A 22,750-nucleotide genomic window follows, 5' to 3' on the forward strand; every position below is an offset into this window, starting at 1 on the left:
ATGGCGGCCCCGCAGGAAGGGCCGTTGCTCGACGACGAGGCCGGCCGCCTCGTCCGCCCGTACACCGTGAGCAACGGCCGGACGCAGCCGACGACCGTGCTCGACCTGCTCTCCCTGGTGATGGCGACGGGGAGCGCGCCACAGACCCCTCTCGGGCCCGAACACACCGTTGCCCTGGGGCTGTGCGAGGCCCCCACCTCCGTGGCCGAGATCGCCGCCCACCTCCGGTTGCCCGCGGTCGTCACCAAGGTCCTCCTCTCTGACCTGGTCGACTGCGGTGCGGTCACCGCCCACGCCCCCGCCTTCCATGACATGCCCACCGACCGATCCCTGCTGGAGGCAGTGCTCGATGGTCTACGACGACAGCTCTGACAGCGCCGGAAGCTCCGAGTACTTCCCCGTTGCCCTCAAAGTCCTGGTGGCCGGTGGGTTCGGCGTGGGGAAGACGACGTTCGTGGGGGCTGTCAGCGAGATCGCCCCGCTGAGCACCGAGGAACTCCTGACCCAGGTCAGCGTGGCCACCGACAGTCTCGAAGGCGTCGAGTCCAAGACGGCGACCACCGTGGCCATGGACTTCGGCCGGATCACACTCTCCGAGCAGCACGTGCTCTACCTCTTCGGGACACCCGGCCAGGAGCGCTTCTGGTTCATGTGGGACGAACTCTCCAAGGGTGCGCTGGGTGCCGTGGTGCTGGCCGACACACGACGGCTGGCGGAGTGCTTCCCCGCCGTCGACTTCTTCGAGCGCCGGGGCATCGGATTCATCGTCGCGGTCAACCAGTTCGACGGCGCCTACCACTACGAACCGGACGAGGTGCGGGTGGCCCTCGACCTGATGCCCGACGTACCGGTCGTCCTGTGCGACGCCCGGATCGCCAGCTCCGGGACGGGGGCCCTGGTCACTCTCGTCCAGCACCTGATCAACGCCACGGCACCGGCACCGCTGTCCGGCTCCGGAGTCCCCCGGTGATCCTTCACGGGGCCGTCCGGACCGTCCCGACCGTCGGCCCGGCCGCTCAGGACAGCGCGAAGCAGTCCGCCAGGAGACCCAGCTGGGCGGCGAGCAGTGTTCCACCGCTGTGCCCCATCCCGGCGAACTGCCCCGCCGCCTCGAGGCCCACCGAACCGTGCAGCTGCGCCCATACGAGGACTGCTCCTGCCAGGGCGGCCGCCGGCCGTGCCGAGTCACGGGCGGCATCCGGCACGTAGTCGGCCACCCATGCGGCCACCGCGTCGTCACCCGCGTGCCAGGCCGACATCTCCGCCACCAGGCCGCTGATCCCCGCGCCGGGTTCCCCGGCCGCGAACACGGGCAGGAACGGCCCGAGCACCGCGCGGGCACGGTCCCGGGTGTCGTCCGGGGCGACATACCCCGGGACCGGCGCGCCCTGGATCAGCAGATAGCGGTGCGGCTCCGCGACCGCCCAGGCCCGGTAGGCGCCGGCCAGCGTGCTCAGCCGTGCGCGAGGTCCCTGCGCGGCGGCGTCGGCCTGCGCCACGGCCTGCGCCACGGCCGCGGCGGCGTCGTCGTACGCGTCCCTGATCAGAGCGCTCAGCAGGTCCTCCCGGCTGGCGAAGTACCGGTAGAGCGCGGGACCCGAGAGTCCCATCTCCTTGGCGATCCTGGTCAGCGCGAGCGCCGCCACGCCCGATTCGGCCAGCTGCCGCAGGGCGGTGTCCTTGATCTCGGACCGGGTCTGCTCCCGGTACCGGGCCCGCGGGCTGTCCTTGGTTCGGTCCACGGGGTGGCTCCTTCGTGCGGATACGGACGGTGCGGCCCTGGTGGCCTAGCCCCACTCACTTCCGTTACGGAGTCTAACAAGAGGCATTGTGATGGCGCGTAACTCTGGTTATGCTCTCTAGCGAAAGTGATGCGACGCAACAGTCATCGTCCCGACGGTCACGGCCATCGCCTCCCCGACGCTCAGAAGGAGCAGTCATGACTGCCACGCCCGCTCTGCACACCGTCCTGGGCGCCGGTCCCGCCGGCACCGCCCTCGCCCGTGAACTCGTGACGCGGGGCCACCGCGTGCGCCTGGTCGACCGGAAGGCGGCGGGACCGGCCGCGGAGGGTGTCGCCCGTTTCGCGGCCGACGTCTCGACGGCCGCGGGGGCGCGCTCCGCCGTCGAGGGTGCGGCCGTCGTGTACCACTGCGTCAACGTCGGCTACCACCTGCAGGTCGAGGTCATGCCCCGAATACAGGAGGCCGTCGTGGACGCGGTGGCTTCGGCCGGCGGGCGGCTCGTCGTCCTGGACACGCTCTACCCGTACGGTGAGACGCACGGCGCCGTGATGACCGAGCGGACCCCGTGGAACGCGACCAGCCGCAAGGGGCTGATGCGGGCGGAACTCGATGCCCGATACCTCGCCGCCCACGCGGAGGGCAGGCTCCGCGTCGTACTGGGTCGTTCCGCCGACTTCGTCGGCCCCGGTGTCCTCAACTCCACGCTGGGTGGCGCGGTCTTCCCCGCAGCGCTTACCGGGGGCGAGGTCCCGGCCCTCGGTGACATCGACCTGCCGCACAGCTACACGTACATCGGCGACGTCGCCACCGGACTCGCCACCCTCGGGGAGCACCCGGAAGGTGACGGGCGGGTGTGGCACCTGCCCACGGCCCCGGCACTCACCACGCGCCGCATCCTCTCGATGATCGAGGAGCGCGTCGGGCGCCCCCTGGACGTCACCGTCGTGCCCGAGCCGCGGCCCTTCGGCCCGTTCGACGAGGTGTTCATGGCGGAGTACGCCGAGATGTTCTACCAGCACACCGAAGAGCAGACGGTCGACTCGTCGGCCATCGAGGAGGCGTTCGGGCTGACCCCCACGCCGCTGGCCGAAACCCTGGACGCCACCCTCGCCTGGTACGGAGAGTTCCTCGCCGCCCACGCCCGGCGGGGCGACCGCTGACCCCACGGTGCGAACCTCGCGGGGTACGGCTCCCGCCCCGGCGCCGAGCGTGTGCGCGGCCGGTCCGGCAAACGGGTTCGTGACCACCCTTCCAAGTGCGGTATTGTTCTCATGCGCGTTCAGCCAGGGGAAAGCCCCAGGTCAGACGGGCAGCGGGACGTGGCGCAGCTTGGTAGCGCACTTGACTGGGGGTCAAGGGGTCGCAGGTTCAAATCCTGTCGTCCCGACTGGAGACAGTCGCAGGTCAGGGCCGGTGTCGGAGTGATCCGACACCGGCCCTCGGCTGTTCCTGGGGACCTGTGGGGCGCGACCGGCGTCAGCGGGTGAGTGTGAGAGCGCCGTCGAGCCGTTGGGACACGCCGCGACGCACGCTCCGGAGCCGAGGCAGGTCGCGGCGTCGAACGCCGCGTCGGCGTACGCCTTCGGTACGGGCACGGTGTGAGCGTCGGGTGCGTCACCGGTCGGGGCGCCCGTAACCTGCCCCTCGTCCCTGTCGAAGTCAGCTCCGGAGCAACTCGGCGAGGACTTCGGCTTCACTGATGGCGGACTGCTTGGTCGCGGTGAGCAGCGTCAGCGTCCGGCCCTTCGCCAGTTCGCGGAGGTGCGCCAGCGCCTGCGCACGCTCCGGGTCGTCCAGCTCGCGGCGGTAGCGGCGGCCGAATTCCTCGAAGCGGTCCGGATCGTGGTGGTACCACTTGCGCAGCTGCGTGGACGGGGCGACCTGCTTGCACCACTCGTCCAAGTCGGCCTTGGCCTTGGTCAGCCCTCGTGGCCAGATCCGGTCGACCAGCACGCGCGTGCCGTCCCCCCGCGCCGGCTCCTCGTATGCCCTCCGTACCTGTACCTTGTGCTTCGCAGCCACCAGCGGCCTCCTCACGGTCCTTCCACACGGCGTCCTTCGGCTGCGGCCCACGCTGCGCTCCCGTCCCGCCGGGGCCGGGGCGTTCACGGGGAGCGCCTACGGCGTTGGCTGCGCCGGTCACTCAGGGCGCTCCACCCTTCGGGGCCTGCCTTCCGCGGCGCAGGCATGCCCCGCGGAGGGCAGCCCGGAAATCGACGCCCAGTGCCCAGCGATGGAGCGACACTCGCGGAGCTTGCTCGCCGCGATCATCGAAACTCGGCAGTCGCACCTGGCCCGACGGCGCGTGTGCACCTTCCAGCCTGCCCCCGCCGGCCCGCAGACACCAGCGCTCGGACCCTGCCTGCTCACCGCCCGGTCCCAGGCCGACCACGACCACAGTGGGGCAAGCGGTACGCGGCGGAGAATCGAGATCCGGAAGGTACCCGGGGTGCGGAGGCCGGGATCGCGCGGGCGGAGACCTTCGGGCCAGGATGCACGCCCTCCCCGCCGACCGGCCGCCTTCCGGACCTACCTCGATCAGCATGAGACCCGGCCGAAGTCCTGGCACACTCCTGGCACCTGACCCCGGCAACTGCAAGAGTCCCGACAGAGTCGAGCAAAGGGCTGTCCCGCACTTCCCGGTGGATCGGCGCGCGGCGTCGGACGCGGCGCGTCGCGCGGCGGAGGCATGTCCGCATACCGGAATGCCTAGGGACGCGCCGACAACCCGGAGAGGTGCCGTAGCTGTCGTCGCGGGCCCGCCGGGAAGTGCGGGACAGCCCTCAGGCGGTGATGGTTGCGCTGTCACCTGCGGTCACCGCGAATGAGGCACCGCTCACCATCCGGGCGCCCTCCGAGGCAAGGAACACGACGACAGGTGCTACATCAGCGGGTTCGATCCACGGCACACCAAGTGAGCTCTTGGTTGTAAGGAGATGCTCGGCCGTCGCTTCGTCCTGGTGGGGGTCTCCGCTCGGTTGGCCCCCGGCGGTGCTGATCGCTTGGGCGTAGCGGTCCTCGTGCCTGGTCAGAGGCGTGTCGATCAATCCGGGGATGAGGGCGTTGACGGTGATTCCATGCGAGCCGAGCTCGAGGGCGGCGGACTTCACCAGCCCGATCAGTGCCCACTTGGAGGCCGAGTAGGCAGCTCCGTTCAGCGTGCCGTGCTGGCCCTGGGTCGAAGAGGTGACGATGATCCGCCCCGCGCCGCGGTGCACCAGCAGGGGTGCAAAGACCCGCAGGATATTCGCGGTGCCGTTGAGGTTCACGTCGATTTGGTCCTGCCAGTCTGCGTCGTCCATCTCCAGCAGCGGCTTGAACGCCTGAATTCCGGCGTTGGCGAAGACGATGTCCACGCCGCCGAACTCGTGCTCGATCCGGACGGCGGCGGCGCGGATCGCGTCGATGTCGCGTTGGTCGGCTTCGACGGCGAGCCACCTGCCCCCGGCCTGCCGCACCAACTCGCCGGTGTGTGCAAGATCCTGGGGGGTTGCGGGGGGATAGTCCAGGATCGGGCTCACCGGCCCGGCAATGTCGATACCTGCGATCCAGATGCCCTGGCGTGCGAGGGCGAGCGATGCATGCCGCCCGATGCCCCTGGCCGCGCCGGTAACTACCGCGACCCTCGTCCCGGTGTGTCGACCCGGAGATCGGTCCGTCATGCCACTCATCCCTGATTCCTGATCGCTGCGGCGCGGCCCGCGTGCCTGGCGGTGGCTCCAGTGTCGTGCCGCGAGCGCCTGCCGGCGAGCGCGGCACGCGGGCCGTGGGTGGTGAACGGCTGACGCGCGGTGCTGGAGCAGACTCCGGCCTCTCGCACCTGGCGCACACAGCCACGACACCCGTGGTGCGGCCGACAGACCGCGTGCACTACCGGCGCGCCGGCGTGCCCTACGTCGGGCCCTCCCTCGTCCGCAGCCGGATCGCGCCGCCCCCGGGTGACCGCATCTGACAGGACCGCTGCGACCGCGTCGTCGTCACGTAGCGCCGTGATGACGGCGGACGCGCCGGAGACTGCACCGCCCGGAACCTCCGCTGCCGCGACCCCGGCAGGACGCTGCGTCACCAGGCGGACCGCCTCTTTGCCGGGTCCACGATGTACTTCAGCACCTGGATGCCCAGGGCGTCGGCGGTGACCTCGTCCAGGCTGCGTCCAGTGGTCTCTGCCCGGTCTCGCGGTACCCGCCGGATGTGCGCCGTCGATCACGCCGGGGCCATCGCGTCGACCCGGACACCGGTCTCTCCGAGTTCCGGGGCAACTGTCTCGCTGCCCCGGGGAGTCGGCGTTCGGTGGTGGCGTACCGACTTCGCTTCGGACAGCCGAAGCGTCCGCCCACCGACGACACGTTGATGATGACACCCGCGTTGGCCTGTGTCAGGGACGGGAGGGACACGCACGTGACGTCGAACGTCCCGGTGAGGTTGACCGCGAGGACCGCGTCCCACTGACCGGAGTCCATCGTGTCGTCCGAGGCTGTGGGCCCGGGAATGCCGGCGTTGGCGACGAAGGCCTTCGATACCGCCGGGTGCGTCCGCAGTGGTCTGGACTAACGCCTCGACCGGACCGGGCCGACGCGGCCGGGAGTCCGTGGCGTCGCTGGGTGCGCCGGTTCAGGGGCGTTCGTCGTCGGGGTGGGCGAGCCGGGTCAGCGAGGCGACGACCAGAGCCTGCACGCCGGTGTCCAGCGTCGGCTGGAGCACCGGTGCGAAGCGGGCGCTGTGATTGACCGGGACATCCTGGGCGACGGTGCCGCGTTCCTCGGCCGCCCGGTAGGTTTCGGGGTCGATGCAGCCGATACCCCAGTAGGTGTACGGGATGCCGAGGGCGTCCGGGATCCGGCTGAAGTCCTCGCTGGCACTCTGCAGCTCGCTGGTGTGGGCCCGCTCCCCGAAGTACGCGGTGAAGGCGGCCGAGACCTCACGGGTGACGGCGTCGTCGTTGACGGTCGGGGGGAAGCGGCCGCCTTCCTCGTACTGCGGGTCCCGGGTCGCGCGGGACGCGTCGCACTCCGCTTCGACGACGCGTCGCACGGCGGCCAGAACGTCTGCACGGGTGCCCTCGTCGTAGGTGCGCACGTTGAGCTGGATCTCGGCCGAATCAGGGATCACATTGCCGGTCGTACCCGCGTGGATGGAACCCACGGTCAGCACTGCGGGCTGAGTGGCGGCGAGCTCCCGGGAGATGATCGTCTGGAGGCGGACCACGATCATCGAAGCCATGACTACCGGGTCGATCGCGGCCTGTGGAGCGGAGCCGTGGGCTCCCCTCCCGTGGACGGTGATCTTCAGGTTGTCCGCCGCCGAGAGGAAGGATCCGGAGCGGGTGCCCAGGTGTCCGGAGGGGTAGGGCAGTACGTGCTGGGCGAGTGCGAGGTCCGGGCGGGGAACGAGGTCGGCGAGACCGTCGGCGAGCATGCGGTCGGCACCGTCCCCCGGTTCTTCCGCCGGCTGGAACAACGCGACGAGTGTGCCCCGCCACGACTGCGGGGAGGCCGACATCAGCCGGGCAGCGCCCAGCAGACATGTGACATGCATGTCGTGGCCGCATGCGTGTGCCACGGGCACGTCCCGACCGGATGTGTCCGTGGCGGTCACCGCGCTGGCGTACGGCAGACCGGTTTCCTCCCGGACCGGCAGAGCGTCCATGTCGGCCCGCAGCAGGAGGACAGGTCCGTCGCCATTGGTCAACACGCCGACCACGCCGGTGCCGCCGACACCCTCGTGTACCCGGTAGCCCCAGTCCGTCAGGCGCTGTGCCACGCGGGCCGCGGTGCGGTGTTCCTGGTGACCGAGCTCAGGATGGGCGTGCAGGTCCCTGTAGAAGTCCTCCAGCTCGGAACGGATACCCGCCAGTCCGGCCAGGACGTCGTCCGCACGGGCGTTCCTGCCCGGGGATTCGTTGCTCACCACTGTTTCCTGCCAACTCCTCTCCAGCGGTTCTTGGCCTGGTAGCTCATGATTCCCGGTGCCGGGAGATACGCGGCTGCCAGTCGCGGCCGCCCGGCAGCTTCCAACCCCAGGTGAGTGCGGCTATCCGCAGCGCGGTGCCGCCAGTGATGCCGACCACGATGCCGAGGGTGGGTACGCCGAGCCAGATGCAGAACACCGTCACCACGCTGACCAGCGCCGCTACGGTGGCGTACAGGGGGGAGCCGCCGAAGACACCAGGGGTGCGGCCCAGCAGCAGGTCTCGAACGATCCCGCCACCGACCGCCGTGATAATGCCCAGGAGCACGGCGGGCAGCCAGCCCAGGCCGGTGGCGAGGGTCTTCTGCGCCCCGGCGACCGCCCAGACGCTGATCGCCACACCGTCCAGCAGGTTGAAGGCCGGACCGGAGGTGTGCCGACTCAGGTCGAGTACGAACGCCAGCACGGTCCCGGCGACAGCGGTCGTCAGATACGTGTAGTCGGTCAGGGCCACAGGGGTACCGTGCTGCAGCAAGGTGTCACGAATAACCCCGCCGCCCAGGCCGGACACCACACCGATCGTGAGAAACCCGAACAGGTCCAGACGGCGCCCCCGTGCCAGCACTCCGCCGAGCGCTCCGTTGACGAAGACCCCGGTCAGGTCCAGCGCCCGCGTGACCTCAGCCACCTTCTCCGGTGACAACCAGCCGCTCACACACCACCACCTCCCGTACGCGTCCAGCCCCTGTGCCTGCCCCCACTGGCCCGTCCCGCTACGGCCGCAGTGTCCTTGTCGACTCCGGCGGACACCATGATGTCGATGGCCACCATCCGCACCGCCACGCGGACGGCGCTGGAGTACCGCCCTCGGTCTCCGGCTCCCTGGAGAATTCCCGGACCCTGTCGCATCCCTGCCTTCGTGAGCACCCGGCCGTGCGAGCCGGCCTTGAAGCGAAAGCAATCACAGGCGGGAGCACATCGTCTGCCCGGTGATTTGATCGGGGCACGGCCGTTCGTCCACGGGGCCATGAGCGGAGCGCAGCCAGGCGTCGCTGAGCCGTGCGGTGACCGGGCCGGTGCTCCTGGCGGCCGGCCGTACGGGCGCGGTGACGGCCGCACGGACAATGACGCCGTCGGGCTGCGGGCTCCGCCCCGGATCCGCAGGGCAACAGCAGGGCTCCGGGACGGTGAGGGCGCCGAGGAGAGGCTGGCCCAGATGACTGTGAAGGCCGCAGCGAGCCTGGCGCGGCTGGCGAGGAGGATCTGTCACAGCCTCCAGCGCGCTGGCATCGAGAGGCCGGCCAGCCCCCTCCCAGCCGCCACGCAGGCCGAAAGCCCCCGCAGCCTCGCCGTAGCCCGTACCGTCAGGCCTGCTTGATCGCGGAGATGTCGAACTCCAGTACCACCTTGTCTCCCACCAGGACACCGCCGCCCTCGAGAGCGGCGTTCCACGTCAGGCCGTACTCCTTGCGGCTGACGGTGACGGCGCCCTCGAAGCCGACCCGCTGGTTGCCGAAGGGGTCCTGGGCGGCGCCGGTGTACTCGAAGTCGATACTGATCGGCTTGCCGGCGCCCTTGATCGTCAGGTCTCCGGTCAGCCGGAAGTGGGTGTCATCCACCTGCTCGGCCTTGGTGGAGGCGAAGGTGATCTCGGGGTGGTGGGGCACGTCCAGGAAATCGTTCGTACGCAGGTGCCCGTCGCGGTCGCCGTTACCGGTGTCGATGCTGTCGGCCTGGATGGTGACCGAAGCACTCGACCTGGCCGGATCGGACCCGTCCAGGTGAAGAGTGCCCTCGAACTCGCGGAACGATCCACGCACCTTGGTGATCATCGCGTGCCGTGCGACGAAACCGATCCGGGTATGTACGGGGTCCAGAACGTACGTACCGGTCAGGTCGGCGAGAGAGGGCGTGGTCACAGGGTGCTCCTTCAGGTCACGCGAAAGTGGGCCCCTCACGCTAGGCCGGACGGGCACCCCGGAGGGCGGGGCCACGCCCGGTCCGGCGCCGGGTCATTCCGATGGGTGAGGTCGTGTTTCGACAGCGGCGTCGTCTGCCCGAAGGGCAGGCCCGGGTGCGTCCGGTGCGCGCGATCACAAGGCGGAGGGTCGTCCCTACATGTATGTGAACGGTCCGGCAACGCGGCGAAGTGCCGTAGCTGTTGTCGCGCGCCCGCCGTGAATCCGCCGGGCATTGCGGGACAGTTCAGTCACCGTGAACGCCCTGCTGAACCGCTGGCCGGCCACCGACCGCGACCGCTTCGGGACTCCGGGAGGGCGTCGGCACCGTTCAGTGGCGTACGTCCCCCTGGGCCACCTCGACCTGATGGTGCACGCCGAGCACGGCGGTGGTCGTGACGCCGGTGGAAAGCAGGGCGCCGACGGCCAGGGCCACGGCGACGGCCGCGCGGGGGCGGCTCCGGCCCGGGACGAGGAGCGCGGCGACGCGGCGCGGCACGGGCCCGGTCGTGGCTCCGGGGGCGAAGGCCGGGCGGGTGGACGGTGCCGCGCTCCCGGCGAGTGCGGCACGGGCGATGGCGCGGGCCGTGATGCCGCGGTCGCCGACAGCGGTGGCGGCGGCCTCGTCGGCGGCGCGCTCGGCGGCGAACCGGATGTCGGTCCGCACGGCGCGCAGGGCGGGGTGGCAGTGCGCAGTGAGTTCGGCGAGGGCCAGGAAGTAGTGGTGCCCGGCGTTGTTGTGGGCGCGCTCGTGGGCGAAGAGGGCCTCGCGTTCGGTCGCGTCGAGACTGCGCAGCATCGCGGTCGTGACGATGATGCGGTGCGGGCGGCCGGGAAGGGCGTACGCGTCGGGGTGGGGCGACTCCACGACGCAGAGGTCGCCTGCGGCCGGGTGCCCGTTCGCCTGGGTGCGGGAGTCGCGGAACGCGCCGAGCTGGCGGAGCGCGTTCCGCCCGAGCGTGCAGGCGCTGAACGTGAGCGCCCCGGTGGCCAGCGCGGCGGCGGGCAGGAGCAGCAGGTTCGGTGGGGTGCGCAGCGGGTGGACCAGTTCGCCGAGGGCCGCGAAGGGTGGCAGTTCGAGCAGTCCGGTCAGGACCAGTGAGCCCAGCGCGATCGTGCACGACGCGGCCAGGGCCAGCGCGCATGAGGTGAGGGTCCACAGTGCGGGGGCCGGCGCGAGCCGGTCCAGGGCGCGGCGGGCGAGCGGCGGCGCCGCGAACGGCAGCAGCAGCGGCACGAGGAGAAGGGTGAGCAGCGAAACGGTCACCGGTCGCCTGTCTCCAGGAGCCGGCGCAGCAGCTCCTCGTCGCCGGGTTCGAGCTGCGCGACGAAGCGGGCCAGGACGGTCTCGCGGTCGGTGTCCCGGTCCAGCTCGGTGTGCATGCGGCGTGCGGTCAGACCCGGGGCGTCCTGCGCGGGGAAGTAGGCGTACCCGCGCCCCTGCCGCACCCGTCCGGTCATCCCCTTCTCGTGGAGCCGGGACAGGATCGTGGTCACCGTCGTGCGGGCGAGTCCCGAGGCGAGTGCCTCCTGCACCCGGCCGGGCGTGAGCGGCGCGTCCGCGGCCCACAGGGCGGCCATCACGGCGGCCTCCAGCTCGCCGGCCGGCCTGCGTTCGTCCAGCGCGTCGGTCATGGGGCGATCCTCATCCCGTCGTCCACAGTGCGGTAGACCGTCTACATTACTGTAGTCACCGGCTGTCGTGAGCGGAGTGCCCACCCCGACCTCCGTTCCGCCGAGGCGTCGGGCTTCCCCCCTCGCCCCGGCTGGCCGTCCCCCTGCTGCGGTCATGCCGGAGCCACACGACCGAGGAGGCCCGCGGATGAACCCGCGTACCGCTTTCGCCCTCGACGGACCCTCCGTCGACGGCTCCGCCTACCGTGACGTGGTGGATCTGGCCGGGCACGCGCCCGGCTGGGTCGACGATGCCGTGACCGCCTGGTCGGCCTACGGTCTCGGCCTGTTCGCCGTCCTGATGGTCGTGGTGTGGTGGCGGGCGCGCCGGACCGGTACCCGGTCCGCGGTCGAGGCGCTCGCCGTGCCGGTGGTGGTGGTGGTGGCGTACGTGCTGAACGACGTGCTGAAGGCGCTGGTCCACGAGGTCAGACCATGCCGCAGCCTGCACCTCGCCACTCTGGAGGCCTGCCCGGCGCCCGGTGACTGGTCCTTCCCGAGCAATCACGCGGCGATCGCGGCCGCGGCGGCGGTGGCCCTGCTGTTCGTCTCCAGGCGGATCGGAGCGGTCGCCGTCGTGGCCGCCTGTGCCATGGGGGCGTCCCGGGTCTGGGTCGGCGCGCACTACCCGCACGACGTGGTGGTGGGGATGCTGGTGGGGGCGCTCATCAGCGCCCTGCTGATGGCCGGCGTGCGCCGGTGGCACCGGCCGCTGGTCCGGCTGCTGGCCGCGACGCGGCTGCGGCCGCTGCTGGTGGCGTGACGCGCCGGACCCCCGGGGCGGCCGTGTCCGGCGCTCCGCGGTCCTCCGGTTAGGCCGGCCTCCGAGGGGCACCCACGAGAAGAGGGGGGTGCTTCGACGGACACGGTTGCACACGAGCGACTGGAGTGAGCGATGAGCAGCCACGGCAAGGACAAGACCGGCCCGGTGCGGGACGACGAGATGAAGAAGGAACTCCAGGGCGAGCTGAAGGGTGGCCGTGGGGCCCGGGTGCGGGAGGAGCGCGAGCTCCAGCCGGCCGGTGAGGACCAGCCGGCCGTCGGCCGTTCGCCGAACGCGACGCTTCCCGGCTCGACACCTCCCGGAATGACGCGCGAGGACGTCGAACTGCGGACCGAGCTGGCCCGGCACCTGGGGCGCGGCCCCTTCCCGGCGGACCGCGAGAAGGTGATACGGGCCCTGCGGGACGACAACGCCCCGGACGCTCTCGTCGACACGGCGGCGCACCTGCCGGACGACACGCAGTACGGCAACGTCCAGGACCTCCTGCGAGGCCTCGGGCGGGCCTGACGGCGCGGCCGTCGACATTCCCCGGGCGCCGTCGTCCGCCGCCCGGGCCACAGCGGCAGGCGTTCGGACGGGGCCGGGCACCGCCAGGGGCGGGCGGACGGCCGCCGTCCGGGCCCGGTGCGGCGGCCGGGGGCCGTACCGGAGCGGTCCGGTACGGCCCCCAAGGCTCGCACCTCCGGTCGATCAGGCGGTCTTGCCGGTACCCGTTCCCGCCGTCGCCTTGATGCCCTCGGTGATCTCGTCCAGGACGGAGAGCTTCGGGGCCTTGGCGTTGATGTCGAACCCGGAGCGGACGACGACCAGCATGCCCTTGATGCGGGGGGAGGGGAACGCGAGCGACTCGACGTATCCGTCGTCGCCCTCCTTCGTCACCACCTTCCAGCGCACCACGTAGCCCTTCTGCCCGGCCACCGTCACGGCCTCGGACTTGAGCTGTTCGTGCGAGGTGATCCCGCCGTAGATCTTCTCGCCGTACGACTCCTCGGCATTGGCCTCGATGTCGGCCTCCGCCGCGGCCTTCGCCGTGGTCTGCGGGATCTTCAGCGCCTGCGCCGGGGCGGAGAACACCCCGCCGCGCACGCACTTCTGGGCCTCGTCGCCGGGACAGGCGTACTCGCCGGTCGTCACCCCCGCACCGACCGGTCCCGAACTGCCCTTCCAGCCGTCGGGGACGGGGATGCTGATGCCGCTGGCCAAGTCGGTGGCGTACCCCTCCTCGACGGGCGGCATCTCCTGGCCGGGCTCCTGGCCGCCGCCTCCGTCCTGGCCGCCGCCACCGGGCGCGCCCTGCCGGTCGGGCCTCGGTGAGGGGGCGTCGGCGGCCGAGGTTCCGTTCCGGTCGCCGGAGCCGCCCCCCAGCATGTAGGCGCCGCCGCCGACGGCCGCGAGCAGGACGACGCCGGCGGCGATGCCGGCGCCTGTCCGTATCCGCCGGCGTCGTACCGTCGCGGGCGGTATGCGCAGATGCTCGGTCCACCGGCTCCCGTCCCACCAGCGTTCCTGCGCGGGGCCGATTCCTGAATACCCGGGGTCTGGATGCCAACCGGGCGGGCTCGTCTGGGTCACGACAGCACCGTAGGCCCATTCGGTGAGAATCGTATGAACGCACCGGGTGTGCGTTGTCATGATCCGGCCGCGCGGCACACCTGCCGGGACCGGCCGGCGGGCACAGCGCGCCCTCCACGTGTCTTTGGTCCGACCACACACCGTGTGTGACATAGTCGGACCATGCGTATCACCCTGAGCGGGGAGTAGCGGATGCCTGTCGAGTGGCAACCCGTACGTCAGTCCCGTACGCACGAACTCGTGCTCCGCACCATCGAGGAGCGGGTGTTCGCCGGCGAACTGAAGGCGGGGGACCGGCTGCCGCCCGAGCGGGAGCTGGCGCCGGTGCTCGGCGTCAGCCGTTCGGCGCTGCGCGAGGCACTGCGGGTCCTGGAGACCATCGGCGTCCTCGTGGCCCAGCCGGGCCGGGGGCCCGACTCGGGGGCGCGGATCGTGCGCAACCCGGACGACGCCCTGGGGCGCCTGCTGCGCCTGCACTTCGCGCTCGGCAGCTACAGCCTGCACGACGTCCTGGAGGCGCGCGTCGTCCTCGAACGCTCCAGCTGGGAGGCGGCCGCGCGGTACGCGTCGGACGAGGACCTCGACGAGGCCGGGCAACTCGTCCGCCGGATGGGCGAACCGGATGTGGGAGTGGCCGAGTTCAACGACCTCGACACCCGCTTCCACGTACTCGTCGCCCGGAGCTCGGGCAACGCGCTGACCTCCACGCTCACCTCCGCGGTACGTGAGTCCGTCCGCCCGCTGATCCTGCGGGCCCTCGAAGAGGCCGAGGACTGGCCGACCACCGCGGGCGCGCTCAACGCCCAGCACGCGACGCTGCTGAGGCTGGTGCGCGACGGGCGGGGCGACGAAGCGGCCGACCTGGCCGAAGAACACATCCGGGGGCTGCACGGAACGCTGGTCGACGGGAACGACGGCCGATAGCGGACGTGGACCACAGGGGTGGGGACGGTGCACACGCACCGTCCCCACCCCTTTTCCGTGCCCGGCCCAGGCCGGCCGGAGCGCCCATGGCGCCTACGAACGGACGGAGGCTACTATGGTCGGACCATAAACGACCCGGGGAGGCCCCATGCGCATCGGACTCTTCGCCACCTGTCTGGGAGACACGCTCTTCCCCGAGGCGGTCAGATCCACCGCGGTGCTGCTCGCCCGCCTCGGACACGAGGTGGTGTTCCCGCCGGACCAGACCTGCTGCGGCCAGATGCACGTGAACACCGGCTACCAGCGTGAACCCGTCCCCCTCGTACGGAACTTCGCCGAGCAGTTCGGGGACGCCTCCATCGAGGCGGTCGTCATGCCGTCCGGATCCTGCGCGGGCTCCGTCCGGCACCAGCACGAGATCATCGCCGCCCGGTACGGGGACGCCGCACTGCGCTCCGGTGTGGCCACCGTCAAGGCCAAGACGTACGAGCTCTCCGAACTCCTCGTGGACGTCCTCGGTGTCACCCAGGTCGGTGCGTACTTCCCGCACCGGGTCACCTACCACCCCACCTGCCACTCGCTGCGCATGCTCCGGGTCGGCGAGAAGCCCCTGAAGCTCCTGCGCGCCGTCGAGGCGATCGACCTCGTCGAGCTTCCGGAGGCCGACTCCTGCTGCGGCTTCGGCGGCACCTTCGCCGTCAAGAACGCGGAGACGTCCACCGCGATGCTCCAGGACAAGATGCGCAACGTCTGCGGCACGGGGGCCGACGTGTGCACCGCCGGGGACTCCTCCTGCCTCATGCACATCGGCGGCGGACTCTCCCGCATCAGGTCCGGTACGCGCACCCTGCACCTCGCCCAGATCCTCGGATCCACCCGAACCACGCCGTATCCCCTCACGGAGGCCGCCCGATGAGCACCTTCCTCGGCATGCCCGCCCCACCGCCCCGCTCCCCGTACGGGACGGGCAACCTGCGCGGCGACCGGACGTTCCCCGCAGCCGCCCACGACGAACTGCGCAACGGCCAGCTGCGCCGCAACCTCGGCAAGGCCACCCGCACCATCCGCGGCAAACGCCTCCACGTCACCGGCGAACTCCCCGACTGGGAGGCCCTGCGCGACGCCGGCTCGGCCATCAAGACCGACACGATGAACCGCCTGCCCGAACTCCTGGAACAACTGGAGCGGAACGTCACCGAGCGCGGTGGCACCGTTCACTGGGCCCGCGACGGCGACGAGGCCAACGAGATCGTCGCCCGGCTGGTCAGGGCGACGGGCAGCAGCGACGTCATCAAGGTCAAGTCCATGGCCACCCAGGAGACCGGCCTCAACGAGCACCTGGAATCCCTCGGCATCACCCCCCACGAGACCGACCTCGCCGAGCTCATCGTCCAGCTCGCCCACGACAGGCCCTCGCACATCCTCGTCCCCGCGATCCACCGCAACCGGGACGAGATCCGGCAGATCTTCCTCGACGAGATCCCGGGGGTCGACCCGCGGCTCGACAACGTGCCCGCCCATCTCGCCGCCGCGGCCCGCGCCTACCTGCGCGAGAAGTTCATGACGACCCGGGTTGCCGTCTCCGGGGCCAACTTCGGGATCGCCGAGACCGGCACCCTGTCCGTCGTCGAGTCCGAGGGCAACGGCCGCATGTGCCTGACCCTGCCCGACACCCTCATCACCGTCATGGGCATCGAGAAGGTCCTGCCGCGCTACCAGGACCTGGAGGTCTTCCTCCAACTGCTGCCGCGCTCCTCGACCGGCGAGCGGATGAACCCGTACACCTCCCTGTGGACCGGTGTCACCCCCGGCGACGGGCCGCAGGACTTCCACCTCGTCCTCCTCGACAACGGACGCACCGCCGCACTCGCCGACACGATCGGCCGCGCGGCCCTCAACTGCATCCGCTGCTCGGCCTGCCTCAACGTCTGTCCCGTGTACGAACGGGCCGGCGGGCACGCGTACGGGTCGACGTACCCCGGACCGATCGGGGCGGTCCTCACCCCGCAGCTCGCCGGGATGCACGCCGCCAAGGACGACCCCAACAGCTCGCTGCCCTACGCCTCCAGCCTCTGCGGCGCCTGCTTCGACGCCTGCCCCGTCAAGATCGACATCCCGTCCATGCTCGTCGAGTTGCGGCACCAGAACACCGAACAGTCCGGCACCACGGCCGAGAAACTGGCCATGAAGGCCGCGGCCGCCGTCATGGGGAGGCCGAAGCTGTACACGGCCGCCCAGAAGGCCGCCGCCCTCGGCAGGGTCGTGGGCGGGCGCGACGGCACCCTCTCGCACCTGCCGGCCCCCTTCAGCGGCTGGAGCGACAGCCGGGACACGCCCGCCCCTCCCAAGCGGTCCTTCCGCGCCTGGCTGGCGTCCGCCGAGGGCGCCGCGACGATGCGCGCCGCCGCCGAGGAGGGCGCCCGCCACGGCGACGACCACCAGGAGGAGAAGTGACCACCACCGCCCGCGACACGGTCCTCGGCCGGATCAGGGACGCCCTGGCTCTCGCGCCCCCGTCCGACACGCCGATTCCCCGGGCCTACCGAACCGGCCGCACCCTGCCCGACGGTGAACGCCTCGCCCTCCTGACCGACCGGCTCGTCGACTACAAGGCCCAGGTCCACCGCTGCACCACGGACCGCACCGCCGAAGTGATCGCCGGGATCCTGCGCGACCGCGGCGCGCGGCGCATCGGGGTACCCGCCGGGCTGGAGGAGCACTGGCTCGCTGCGTACGACGGAGAGATCCGGCGGGACTCGGCGGACATCCCCGCCCCCGGCCTCGACGCACTGGACGGCGTGGTGACCGGCTCGGCGGTCACCTGCGCCGAGACCGGCACCATCTTCCTGGACGGGTCACCCGACCAGGGCCGGCGTGCCCTCTCCCTCGTCCCCGACCTGCACGTGTGCGTGGTCGACCTGTCCTCGGTCGTGGCAGGCGTCCCGGAGGCGGTCGCCCGGCTGGTGCCGGAGCGGCCGACGACCCTGATCAGCGGGCCCTCGGCCACCTCCGACATCGAACTGGAACGGGTGGAGGGCGTCCACGGCCCCCGCACTCTCGCGGTGGTGATCCGCACCGACGCGTAGACGGGCCCGGCCCCCGCGGGAGAGCCGGGTGCACGCCGTCCGGGTGCACGGGCTCCGGCCGTGGTCGCGCGGCGGGGATCACGCGAGGAAGGCCAGCCTTTCGCGTCGTACGGGATGGGCGAAGCCGTCACCCGCGGCCCAGCGGGCTGCCTCGGCGACCGCCAGATCGGCGAGCCGCCGCAGTTCGTTGCCCTGGGAACCCGCGAGGTGCGGGGTGATGAGCGCGTTCTCGCAGTCCCACAGCGGGTGGCCGGACGGCAAAGGATCCGGGTCCGTGACGTCCAGCACCGCCCGGATCCGCTTCCGCCCCAGCACCTCGACGAGGGCGTCCTGGTCGACGACCGCGCCCCGCGAGGTGTTGATGAGGACGCTGTCCGGCCGCATGGACGCGAGGAGTGCGCGGCTGACGAGCCCGGTGGTCTCGGGCAGCAACGGGGTGTGGACGCTGACCACGTCGCTCCCGGCGAAGAGAGCGGCGAGGGTGACCGGGCGGACCCCCAGCGCTGCGGCCTCGGCCTCGGAGACGTACGGATCGTGGAGCAGCACCCGTACGTCGAACGGGCGCAGCAGCTCGATCACGCGCCGGCCGATCAGGGAGGCGGACAGAATGCCCACCGTACGGCCGTAGTTGCCCACCTCGTCCGGGACGGCGAGCCAGGCGTCGCGGCGGCGTTCGGTCCGGAACTCCCGGGCCCGCTCCAGGACCCGCTTGCCGGAGAGCAGGATCATCGCGAGGGTGTACTCCGCCACCGGCAGCGCGTTCGCCGAGGCCGCCGACGACACCTCGATGCCCCGCTCCCAGCAGGCGTCGGTGACATGGTCACGCACGCTGCCCGCCGTGTGCACGATGGCCCGCAGGGCGGGCGCGGCCGCCAGGACTCCGGCGTGGAGGGGCGGGCAGCCCCATCCGGTGACGAGTATCTCCGCGTCCGCGAGAGCGGCACGGGCCGACGCGGTCGAGAAGTCGTCGATCACCGGCTCCGTGAGGGCGCACACCTCGGCGAGCGCGGTCAGGGCGTCCGGGCGGAGCACCGCGGCTGCGGCCTCCGCCCCCATGGCGAGCGCGGCGCGCGGGCGGCGGGGTACGGGGGGAGTGTCGGGCATGGCTCTCCTGTGCGGTGGTCCGGGAAGAGGCGGCGCGGGCTGCTTGACGGCGCCCGCTGTCAGGCCGCTGCGCCGGACACGCCGGAGGGGGCGAACGCGAGGATCAGCGGCAGCACCGCAGGCGGCGAGCTCACGATAGCCCTGCCGGAACGCGCGGCGGCACGGCCGTCGTCGCCTCGGCGTCACCCCCGCCCACCGGACGGGCCGCCCCGTGCCCGCGCCGCAGCTCTCCCGCCCGGGGCCGGTACCTCGACGGTCGCCCGAGCGTCACGACCGAGACGTTCCGCTCGGAGGCGAGCACACTCCCGCGACGGCCCCGCGCCCGCACCACCGCGAGGATGCGCTCGCACCTCGGTTCCACCGGCGCCCGCGTGCTGCCTGGCCCCCGTACCGCGCCGCTTGCCCGGGCTCGTCGAACGCATGCGGCGATCAGCCGCAGCACAGCGAGGCCCGGCCCGGACACCGCACGGCGAGACGATCGTCGCCGGACAGGCGGACATGTATACCATCCGACCTGGCATGGACACCTTCACACTCTGGCAACTGGCCGCGCTCGCCGCGGCATCCGCACTCGTCGGCTTCTCCAAGACAGCCGTCAGCGGAGCCAACACGATCAGCCTCGCGGTCTTCGCGGCCGTCCTCCCGGCCCGCGAGTCGACCGGAGTGCTGCTGCCGATCCTGATCGCCGGCGACATCCTCGCCGTGCTGATCTACCGGCGCCACGCCCACTGGCCCACCCTGCTGCGGCTCTTCCCCGCCGTCGCCGTGGGCGTGGTGGCGGGCACCCTCTTCATGATGTGGGCCGACGACGACGCCGTGCGGACCTCGATCGGCGCGATCCTGCTGTTCATGGCCGGTGTCACGCTCCTGCGGCGACGCGGTGCCGCGTCCGCGGCGTCCTCCGGCGAGGCGCCCGAGGGCGGGGGACCGGCCGCGCCCTCGCGTGCCGGGCGGGTCAAGGCCCGTTCGTACGGTGCCCTCGGCGGATTCACCACGATGGTCGCCAACGCGGGCGGCCCCGTGATGTCGCTCTACCTGCTCTCCGCGGGCTTCCGCAAACTCGGCTTCCTGGGGACGTCCGCGTGGTTCTTCCTGATCGTCAACACCTCCAAGGTCCCCTTCAGCGTGGGCCTCGGACTCATCGACGCCCGGTCGCTGCTGCTGGACGCGGTCCTGGTGCTGTTCGTCGTCCCCGGGGCGTACCTCGGCCGGGCCTGCGTGGGGAGGATCGACCAGCGGCTCTTCGACCGGATCGTGATCGGCGCGACCGTCCTGGGCGGCCTCCAGCTGCTGCTGCGCTGAAGACCGCCCGGCAGGAGCCTCAGACGATGCCCTCGGCGATCTCGGCCTGCTCGCGTGCGTTCCCGTACGCGGCCGGCGTGCCGTACGAACGGCGCGCGACGAACCACCACACCGTGGCCAGGACCAGCACGGCGATCAGCGCGATCGACGCGTAGTTCATCGATTCGACGGTCACCGGCGAGGACTGCGGCAGCAGGAACAGCACCGTCACGACGGCGACCCACACCACCGCGATCCAGCCGATCGGCTTCGACCAGCGGCCCAGGTGCCAGGGGCCGCGCTCGAAGCGGTTCCCGGCCCGCAGCTTCAGATAGATCGGGATGGCGTAGGCGGGCGTGATGCCGATGACGTTGATCGCCGTCACCGCCCCGTACGCGGTCGCGGAGTACAGCGACGGCACGGCGAGCAGGGCGGCCACGCACACCGACAGCCAGACGGCGGGCACCGGGGTCTGGGTGCGGGCACTCACCCTGCGCCACAGCCCCGAGCCGGGCAGGGCGTTGTCCCGGCTGAAGGCGAAGACCATCCGGCTCGCGGCCGCGACCTCCGCGTTGCCGCAGAAGAGCTGCGCCGCGATGACGATCAGCAGCATGGCGGTGGCACCCGCCGTGCCCAGGGCGTCGATCAGGATCTGCGCGGGCGGTACCCCGGTCGCGCTGTTCTGGGTCCCCGCGTAGTCCTGGATGGCGAACGTCAGGCCGGCGAGCAGGACGAAACCGGCGACCCAGGAGACCCAGATCGCCCGGACGATGCCCTTGGCCGCCGTCACCGACGCGTTGGAGGTCTCCTCGGACAGGTGGGCGGAGGCGTCGTAGCCGCAGAAGGTGTACTGGGCCAGCAGCAGGCCGATCGCCGCCACGTAGAGGGGGTTCTCCCAGCCGGTGTCGTTGACGAACTCGGTGAAGACGAACGACGGCGACTGGTGGTTGGACGGCACGATCGCCAGCACCGACACGATGACGGCGACACCGGCCAGGTGCCACCACACGCTGATGGAGTTGAGCACGCTGACCAGGCGGACACCGAAGAGGTTCAGCACGGCGTGCAGCAGCAGGATGCAGAGGAAGATCAGCATGGTGGAGCCCGGGGTGGGGTCGAAGCCCCACTGCAGGTTGAGCAGCGCGCCCGTGAACAAGGCGGCGCCGTAGTCGATCCCGGCGATGGCGCCCAGCAGGCCGAGCAGGTTCAGCCACCCGGTGTACCAGCCCCACTTGCGGCCACCGAGCCGGTCGGCCATGTAGTACAGGGCCCCGGAGGTCGGGTACGCGCTGGTGACCTCGGCCAGTGCCATGCCGACGCAGAGCACGAACAGGCCGACGCCCGCCCAGCCCCACATCATCACGGCGGGGCCGCCGGTCGACATGCCGAAGCCGTACAGCGTCATGCAGCCCGAGAGGATGGAGATGACGGAGAAGCTGATCGCGAAGTTGCCGAAGCCGCCCATGCGGCGGGCCAGCACGGGCTGATAGCCCAGTTCCCGCAGCCGCTGTTCTTCGTCCTTCTGGGGTGCGGCCTCCGTGTTCGGCGGGGGCGGGGCGGATACGGACATGGAGAGGACCTCCGGGAGGTGGACGGGACGGGGAAAGAGGTGGGGCGGGGGCCGGCCGGTCAGCCGTGCGGCCCTCCACCGGGGTCGCGCTCCGCTGCCAGGCAGCGGCTCCGGGCGCGGAGGAACACGTCCTCGGCCCCGGCCGGATCGGAGGTCGCACGCGTGCGGTACACCCACGGGACCGAGGTGTAGTACGGCCCCAGCGCCCGGAAGACCGGGGCCGCCTCGGCGAACCGGAGCGACCCCCACAGGGCGTGGGCCAGTTGGTTCAGGTCGAGCAGGGACTGCGTCGCCGGATCGGCGCCGTCGAACCACGCGCGCAGCGCGCGCCACGCGTCACGTTCGCCGTCCTCGGTCACCCAGTGCAGGTCCAGCGCCTTCTCGTGGCCGCGCTCGCGCCGGTAGCGCTCCACCCGCACGTACAGCGGCAGTACATGCAGCGGTGAGCCCGCCGGAGCCGAGGAGGCCGCCCACTGGACGAAGTTCACCGCCTCCGAGAGCGTCCCGCTCGCCGCCCTGGCGTAGACGAACTGCAGCATCCGATGGTAGGCCTCGCGGTTGAACGGATCACGTCGGTCCGCCTCCGCCAGCAGGCCCCACGGCCCCGGGAAGAGCATGGGCCCCGGCGGCGGCATCCGGTGCTCCTCGAGACGCTGCCGTTCGTCGAGCTGGGACAGGGCCAGCAGGCAGACCCACGGGACGGGATCGGCGGGGGAGGCGTGCGCGGCGGAGCGGCACCCCTCCCACGCCTCCTGCCACAGCTCCTGCGCCCGCGCATGGTTCTCACGGTGGGCGCGTACCGCCCGCTCCACGGCCACCCGGGCGTGCATCACGGTCGCCGCCACGCTCCGCGGTTCCTCGGTGAGCCAGGCCCGGACGGCGTCGGACCCGGCCGCCGCGGTCGCGAGGACCTGGGTGCGCTGGGTCCACAGCGCCCAGTCAGGGGTGCTCTCCAGCAGGTCCCGCATGGCCAGCCAGCGCCCGGTACGCAGATCCTGGAGCGCCGCGCGTAACGCGTGGTCGTGGCCCGCGGGGTGGTAGACCGGCCGGAAGTCAGTGGATGCCATCTGCGTACCCCGTCCCCGGACGGCCGGAGGGGACGAGGTGGAATGCCGGACGTGGCGGCACGGGGCATGGTCTGTGCG

At 71.7% G+C, this 22,750-nt stretch carries 23 protein-coding genes, 1 tRNA gene and 1 pseudogene; 11 read left to right on the forward strand and 14 right to left on the reverse strand.

Annotation, left to right across the window (positions count from 1 at the left end):
- Both BA175_RS04400 and BA175_RS04405 read left to right on the forward strand, forming a co-directional pair.
- Positions 1–372: a DUF742 domain-containing protein gene (locus BA175_RS04400; protein WP_069169869.1), complete on the forward strand. Its 372-nt coding sequence runs from the start codon at positions 1–3 to the stop codon at positions 370–372.
- Positions 350–970: a GTP-binding protein gene (locus BA175_RS04405; protein ID WP_069169870.1), complete on the forward strand. Its 621-nt coding sequence runs from the start codon at positions 350–352 to the stop codon at positions 968–970. Before BA175_RS04400 ends, BA175_RS04405 begins: the two co-directional genes overlap by 23 nt.
- 46 nt (positions 971–1,016) lie before the next feature.
- Here the strand turns inward: BA175_RS04405 and BA175_RS04410 are convergent, their stop codons facing one another.
- The gene (locus BA175_RS04410) at positions 1,017–1,742 is read right to left on the reverse strand and encodes a TetR/AcrR family transcriptional regulator (protein WP_069169871.1); all 726 of its coding nucleotides are present in this window, start codon (positions 1,740–1,742) and stop codon (positions 1,017–1,019) included.
- Between the two features lie 197 nt (positions 1,743–1,939).
- Here BA175_RS04410 and BA175_RS04415 point away from each other — a divergent pair, with 197 nt between their 5' ends.
- On the forward strand, positions 1,940–2,905 hold the full coding sequence (locus BA175_RS04415; RefSeq protein WP_069169872.1) for an NAD-dependent epimerase/dehydratase family protein: 966 nt from the start codon (positions 1,940–1,942) through the stop codon (positions 2,903–2,905).
- Between the two features lie 153 nt (positions 2,906–3,058).
- Positions 3,059–3,132: transfer RNA gene (locus BA175_RS04420), tRNA-Pro, on the forward strand.
- A 106-nt stretch (positions 3,133–3,238) separates the two neighbouring features.
- On the opposite strand, the pseudogene BA175_RS31565 reads toward BA175_RS04420, so the two are convergent.
- The 9 genes and pseudogenes from BA175_RS31565 to BA175_RS04455 all read right to left on the reverse strand — a co-directional run.
- A pseudogene (locus tag BA175_RS31565) lies at positions 3,239–3,403 on the reverse strand (succinate dehydrogenase/fumarate reductase iron-sulfur subunit); the annotation flags it as partial.
- 1 nt (position 3,404) lies between these two features.
- Positions 3,405–3,767 carry a DUF488 domain-containing protein gene (locus BA175_RS04425; protein WP_069169873.1) on the reverse strand — a complete coding sequence of 121 codons (363 nt, stop codon included), beginning with the start codon at positions 3,765–3,767 and terminating at the stop codon, positions 3,405–3,407.
- Positions 3,768–4,528: 761 nt separating this feature from the next.
- Positions 4,529–5,416: an SDR family NAD(P)-dependent oxidoreductase gene (locus BA175_RS04430; protein WP_217493209.1), complete on the reverse strand. Its 888-nt coding sequence runs from the start codon at positions 5,414–5,416 to the stop codon at positions 4,529–4,531.
- A 432-nt stretch (positions 5,417–5,848) separates the two neighbouring features.
- On the reverse strand, positions 5,849–6,283 hold the full coding sequence (locus BA175_RS32190) for an SDR family NAD(P)-dependent oxidoreductase (RefSeq protein ID WP_079159369.1): 435 nt from the start codon (positions 6,281–6,283) through the stop codon (positions 5,849–5,851).
- 73 nt (positions 6,284–6,356) lie between these two features.
- Positions 6,357–7,652 (reverse strand): amidohydrolase, encoded by a 1,296-nt coding sequence (locus BA175_RS04435; protein WP_069169874.1) that lies wholly within the window; start codon positions 7,650–7,652, stop codon positions 6,357–6,359.
- A gap of 46 nt (positions 7,653–7,698) precedes the next feature.
- Positions 7,699–8,367, reverse strand: a complete 669-nt coding sequence (locus tag BA175_RS04440; RefSeq protein WP_069169875.1) for a trimeric intracellular cation channel family protein — start codon at positions 8,365–8,367, stop codon at positions 7,699–7,701.
- Between the two features lie 649 nt (positions 8,368–9,016).
- Entirely contained in the window at positions 9,017–9,571 is a 555-nt protein-coding gene (locus BA175_RS04445; protein ID WP_069169876.1) for a YceI family protein, read from the reverse strand.
- 370 nt (positions 9,572–9,941) lie between these two features.
- The gene (locus tag BA175_RS04450; protein WP_069170323.1) at positions 9,942–10,865 is read right to left on the reverse strand and encodes a M48 family metalloprotease; all 924 of its coding nucleotides are present in this window, start codon (positions 10,863–10,865) and stop codon (positions 9,942–9,944) included.
- An 8-nt stretch (positions 10,866–10,873) separates the two neighbouring features.
- Positions 10,874–11,245 (reverse strand): BlaI/MecI/CopY family transcriptional regulator, encoded by a 372-nt coding sequence (locus tag BA175_RS04455; RefSeq protein WP_069169877.1) that lies wholly within the window; start codon positions 11,243–11,245, stop codon positions 10,874–10,876.
- A gap of 187 nt (positions 11,246–11,432) precedes the next feature.
- On the opposite strand from BA175_RS04455, the gene BA175_RS04460 reads away from it, so the two are divergent.
- Positions 11,433–12,047, forward strand: a complete 615-nt coding sequence (locus BA175_RS04460; RefSeq protein ID WP_069169878.1) for a phosphatase PAP2 family protein — start codon at positions 11,433–11,435, stop codon at positions 12,045–12,047.
- Between the two features lie 132 nt (positions 12,048–12,179).
- On the forward strand, positions 12,180–12,575 hold the full coding sequence (locus tag BA175_RS04465) for a DUF2795 domain-containing protein (protein WP_069169879.1): 396 nt from the start codon (positions 12,180–12,182) through the stop codon (positions 12,573–12,575).
- 183 nt (positions 12,576–12,758) lie between these two features.
- On the opposite strand, the gene BA175_RS04470 is transcribed toward BA175_RS04465, so the two are convergent.
- Positions 12,759–13,640 carry a DUF2510 domain-containing protein gene (locus BA175_RS04470; protein WP_175420738.1) on the reverse strand — a complete coding sequence of 294 codons (882 nt, stop codon included), beginning with the start codon at positions 13,638–13,640 and terminating at the stop codon, positions 12,759–12,761.
- Between the two features lie 192 nt (positions 13,641–13,832).
- Between BA175_RS04470 and BA175_RS04475 the strand changes: the two genes are divergently transcribed.
- From BA175_RS04475 to BA175_RS04490, 4 genes are all read left to right on the forward strand, one after another.
- A complete protein-coding gene (locus BA175_RS04475) occupies positions 13,833–14,564 on the forward strand; it encodes a FadR/GntR family transcriptional regulator (protein WP_069169880.1) in 732 nt (243 codons plus the stop codon).
- A gap of 148 nt (positions 14,565–14,712) precedes the next feature.
- Positions 14,713–15,480 carry a (Fe-S)-binding protein gene (locus tag BA175_RS04480; protein WP_069169881.1) on the forward strand — a complete coding sequence of 256 codons (768 nt, stop codon included), beginning with the start codon at positions 14,713–14,715 and terminating at the stop codon, positions 15,478–15,480.
- On the forward strand, positions 15,477–17,018 hold the full coding sequence (locus BA175_RS04485; protein WP_069169882.1) for a lactate utilization protein B: 1,542 nt from the start codon (positions 15,477–15,479) through the stop codon (positions 17,016–17,018). The genes BA175_RS04480 and BA175_RS04485 overlap by 4 nt, the downstream gene beginning before the upstream one ends.
- Entirely contained in the window at positions 17,015–17,650 is a 636-nt protein-coding gene (locus BA175_RS04490) for a LutC/YkgG family protein (protein WP_069169883.1), read from the forward strand. Before BA175_RS04485 ends, BA175_RS04490 begins: the two co-directional genes overlap by 4 nt.
- 78 nt (positions 17,651–17,728) lie before the next feature.
- Here the strand turns inward: BA175_RS04490 and BA175_RS04495 are convergent, their stop codons facing one another.
- Positions 17,729–18,754, reverse strand: a complete 1,026-nt coding sequence (locus tag BA175_RS04495; RefSeq protein ID WP_069169884.1) for a hydroxyacid dehydrogenase — start codon at positions 18,752–18,754, stop codon at positions 17,729–17,731.
- A gap of 519 nt (positions 18,755–19,273) precedes the next feature.
- On the opposite strand from BA175_RS04495, the gene BA175_RS04500 reads away from it, so the two are divergent.
- Positions 19,274–20,056, forward strand: coding sequence for a sulfite exporter TauE/SafE family protein (locus BA175_RS04500; RefSeq protein ID WP_069169885.1), 783 nt, complete (start codon positions 19,274–19,276; stop codon positions 20,054–20,056).
- A 19-nt stretch (positions 20,057–20,075) separates the two neighbouring features.
- Here BA175_RS04500 and BA175_RS04505 read toward each other — a convergent pair whose 3' ends face one another.
- On the reverse strand, positions 20,076–21,605 hold the full coding sequence (locus tag BA175_RS04505) for an amino acid permease (RefSeq protein ID WP_069169886.1): 1,530 nt from the start codon (positions 21,603–21,605) through the stop codon (positions 20,076–20,078).
- 59 nt (positions 21,606–21,664) lie between these two features.
- Complete coding sequence (locus BA175_RS04510; protein WP_069169887.1) at positions 21,665–22,672, reverse strand: hypothetical protein; 1,008 nt, start codon at positions 22,670–22,672, stop codon at positions 21,665–21,667.
- Positions 22,673–22,750: the final 78 nt, after the last annotated feature.

Source organism: Streptomyces griseus, assembly GCF_001715295.1.
GTDB classification, from domain to species: domain Bacteria; phylum Actinomycetota; class Actinomycetes; order Streptomycetales; family Streptomycetaceae; genus Streptomyces; species Streptomyces griseus_G.